Source organism: Streptomyces sp. UNOC14_S4, assembly GCF_020740835.1.
GTDB lineage: Bacteria > Actinomycetota > Actinomycetes > Streptomycetales > Streptomycetaceae > Streptomyces.
This window is the reverse complement of the sequence record NZ_JAINFC010000666.1, coordinates 1-3435: the sequence shown is the minus strand read 5'-3', so window position 1 is coordinate 3435 and position 3435 is coordinate 1. Positions and strand designations below refer to the sequence as shown.

The window sequence follows — 3435 nt, the reverse complement described above, 5'->3', positions numbered from 1 at the left end:
TGAGGGGGCCCCACTCGTTGGGGTCGGGCACGCCCGGCGGCAGCATCTGACGACGCTTCGGCCCGCCGCCCTCGGACTCGCCCGGCTCCTTCGCCCCCGGCCACGCCTTGGCGACCCGTGCGGCCAGCACGAAGTCCTTGCGCAGCGGGTGCCCCTCGAAGCCCTCGGGGAGCAGCAGCGGAACGAGGTGGGGGTGGCCGGTGAAGTCCACGCCGAACATCTCGTGCGTCTCGCGCTCGTGCCACGCCGCACCGGCGTAGACGCCGGTCGCGGTCGGCAGCGCGGGCTTGTCGTGCGGCACGGTGGTGCGGACGACGAGGCGGCGTACCCCGGTGGCGTCCGGTCCGGGCAGCGCGGCGACGTGCGCGCAGACGCGGAAGCCCGTGCCGGGCTCGTCGACCGCGCTCAGCCAGTCGAAGAAGGTGCAGCCCAGCGTGGTGCGGGCGGTGTCGAGTGCGGTGAGCCACGCGGCGGCGGGCACGTCGACGGTGAGCAGCCCGTACGCCTCCTCGGCGCTCGCGCCCTCGCCGAACAGCTCGACGGCGCCGCGCGGCAGCCAGCCGACGGGCGGCGCAGCCGCCTCGGCGGCGGGCTCGGGAGCCTCGTCCTGCGGAGCTGCGTCGGCGGTCTCGGGCCGAGGGGAGCTCTCGGACTCCTGAATATTGTCGGATTTGGGGGGGCGCGGAGTGAGGGCCGGACGCTGCGCGTCCGGGTCGGTGGGCTCGCTCATCGTCCGGCCTCCCCGGAATCGGTGCCGGAGGCGGAATCCGTGGTGGCGGAACCCTTGGTACCGGACTCCGCGGCGCCCGGCGCGGGCGGCGGCGTCACCAGGCCGCTCTTCAGCGCGGCAGCCGACGGGCCGGAGGCCGAAGCCGCGCCGGAGGCGGCACCCGCACCCGAGTCCGCGACCCCGCCGGAGGCATACCGCTCGCCCAGCGACTCCGCCGCGATCTTCTCCTGGAGCTTGAGGATGCCCTGGAGGAGCGCCTCCGGGCGGGGCGGGCAGCCGGGGACGTAGACGTCGACCGGGATGATCTGGTCGACGCCCTTGGTCACCGAGTACGAGTCCCAGTAGGGGCCGCCGCAGTTCGAGCAGGCGCCGAAGGAGATGACGTACTTCGGCTCGGGCATCTGCTCGTAGAGCCGCTTGACCGCCGGGGCCATCTTGTCCGTCACCGTGCCCGAGACGATCATGAGGTCCGCCTGGCGGGGGCCCGGGGCGAAGGGGATGACGCCGAGCCGGATGAAGTCGTGCCGGGCCATGGACGCGGCGATGAACTCGATCGCGCAGCAGGCCAGGCCGAAGTTGAAGACCCAGAGGCTGTAGCGGCGGCCCCAGTTCAGGACCACCTTCATCGGCTCGGGGGCCAGCCGGGAGAGCACGCCCAGGCGGCGGGGCTCCGGCAGATCGACGGGTGTCACGTCCATTCGAGGACGCCCTTCTTCCATGCGTACAACAGACCCACGGCGAGGAAGCCGAGGAAGATGAACATCTCCACGAGCGTGGCGCCGCCGAAGCCGGGCGCGGCGAAGACCGTCGCCCAGGGGAACAGGAAGATCGAGTCCACCGCGAAGATCACGTAGAGGAAGGCATAGACGTAGTAGCGGACCTGGGTGTGCGCCCAGCCCTCGCCGACGGGGTCGACTCCGCACTCGTACGTCAGCAGCTTCTCGGGCGTCGGCACGACGGGCCGCAGCAGCCGCCCGGCTGTGAAGGCCACGGCGACGAACAGCACGCCGATGACGGCGAGCAGCCCGACGACCGCGTAGCCGTGGAAGTAGCCCTGGAATGAGCCCTGGATTGAGCCGTGGAAAGAGCTGTCCGTCGCCAGCTGGACGTCGGCGACGCCCGCACTACTGGTGCGCACGGTGGCCTCCGGCACGTCCGCCTCGCTCCCTGTCCAGCACATATCGACGAATCTTTACTCACGGGAGTCTAGGCCCTGACAAGGTCGCGGCAAGAAGCGCTGCCCGGCCAGGAGGTGGGGTTATCCCCACCCGGGCCCACCCCGGGGCCCCCATGGCGACGGCCGGGGCGGCCCGGCAGGCTTGGGGGTATGACCGCCAGCAGTACCGCACGCAGCACGACCGGCCCCGGCCGGAACGCGCACCATGCCCATGACGACCACGAGGGCGAGGAACGGCTGCCGCCCGCCCGCTTCGCCTACGACGCGCGGACGTGGCGGGAGGTCGCGCACCTGCTCCTCAACCTGCTGGAGGGCATCCTCGGCTTCGTCTACGTGTCGCTGTGGCTCTACGCGGGCGCGGCGCTGTCGGTCACCGTGATCGGCCTGCCGCTGCTGGCGGCCGGCCTCATGGGCTCGCGGGCGCTGGGCCGCATGGAGCGCGGGCGCGCCCGGCGGCTGCTGGACGTGCGCATCGACGAGCCGAGCCCGCTGTCGCGGCACCCGCGGAGCGAGGGGTTCTTCCCCTGGCTGTGGACGGCCCTGAAGGACCCGGTCGCGTGGCGGGCCACGCTCTACGCCTTCATCCGCCTGCCCTGGGGCGTGCTCACCTTCGCGCTGACGCTCGTCGGGCTGCTCGTCGCCTGGCCCGTGCTCGGGCACCTGGCACGGTGGCTGACGAACGTGGACCGGGCCATGGTGCGCGGCCTGCTGTCCCCCTCCAGCGAGCTGGAGCGCCGCGTCGCCGAGCTGGAGTCGGACCGCGGGGTGGTCGTCGACACGGCGGCCGCCGACCTGCGCCGCATCGAGCGCGACCTGCACGACGGCGCCCAGGCCCGGCTCGTCGCCCTGGCGATGGGGCTGGGCCTCGCGAAGGAGAAGGTCCTGGAGGACCCGGAGGCGGCGGCGAAGATGGTGGACGAGGCGCACGGCGAGGTGAAGCTCGCCCTCCAGGAACTGCGCGACCTCGCCCGCGGCATCCACCCCGCCGTCCTCACCGACCGCGGCCTCGACGCGGCCCTCTCCTCGGTCGCGGCCCGCTGCACCGTCCCCGTCAGCGTCTCGGTCGACCTGACGACGCGGCCCGCCGCCGCGATCGAGGGCATCGCGTACTTCACCGTCTCCGAGCTCCTGCAGAACATCAGCAAGCACAGCCGGGCACGGACGGCGGAGGTGGAGGTCTGGCGCCGGAACGACCGCGTCCTGATCCAGGTGACGGACGACGGCTGCGGCGGGGCGTCCACGGCGTCCGGTACGGGCCTGGCGGGCCTGGCCGAACGCCTCGACTCGGTGGACGGCCTCCTGGTGGTGGACTCGCCTGTCGGCGGCCCGACGGTGGTGACGGCGGAACTGCCGTGGCGCGACCGCTGACCTCCGCCCTATAAGGGGCGCGGGGAACTGCGCGACCAGCCCCCACCGGACCCGCAGCCGCGCACCGAGCTCAAGAGGCAACCCCGTAGGCGCACCGGGCCAGGCCCGCCGCAGGCGCGTGGTAGGGAAATCCCCACCCCCAGGACACCAACTCACCACA

The 3435-nt window shown here is 73.0% G+C and carries 4 protein-coding genes; 1 reads left to right on the top strand and 3 read right to left on the bottom strand.

All coding sequences use genetic code 11. The features are described from left to right. The 3 genes from K6I34_RS33985 to K6I34_RS33975 form a co-directional block, all read right to left on the bottom strand. A partial coding sequence (locus K6I34_RS33985) for an NADH-quinone oxidoreductase subunit C (RefSeq protein ID WP_229331896.1) occupies window positions 1–730 on the bottom strand: 730 nt, incomplete at its 3' end. Further along, window positions 727–1428 (bottom strand): NADH-quinone oxidoreductase subunit B, encoded by a 702-nt coding sequence (locus tag K6I34_RS33980; protein ID WP_229331895.1) that lies wholly within the window; start codon window positions 1426–1428, stop codon window positions 727–729. The genes K6I34_RS33985 and K6I34_RS33980, both read right to left, overlap by 4 nt. Then, the gene (locus K6I34_RS33975; protein WP_229331894.1) at window positions 1419–1883 is read right to left on the bottom strand and encodes an NADH-quinone oxidoreductase subunit A; all 465 of its coding nucleotides are present in this window, start codon (window positions 1881–1883) and stop codon (window positions 1419–1421) included. Before K6I34_RS33975 ends, K6I34_RS33980 begins: the two co-directional genes overlap by 10 nt. A gap of 174 nt (window positions 1884–2057) precedes the next feature. On the opposite strand from K6I34_RS33975, the gene K6I34_RS33970 reads away from it, so the two are divergent. Beyond that, complete coding sequence (locus tag K6I34_RS33970) at window positions 2058–3275, top strand: sensor histidine kinase (RefSeq protein ID WP_229331893.1); 1218 nt, start codon at window positions 2058–2060, stop codon at window positions 3273–3275. Window positions 3276–3435: the final 160 nt, after the last annotated feature.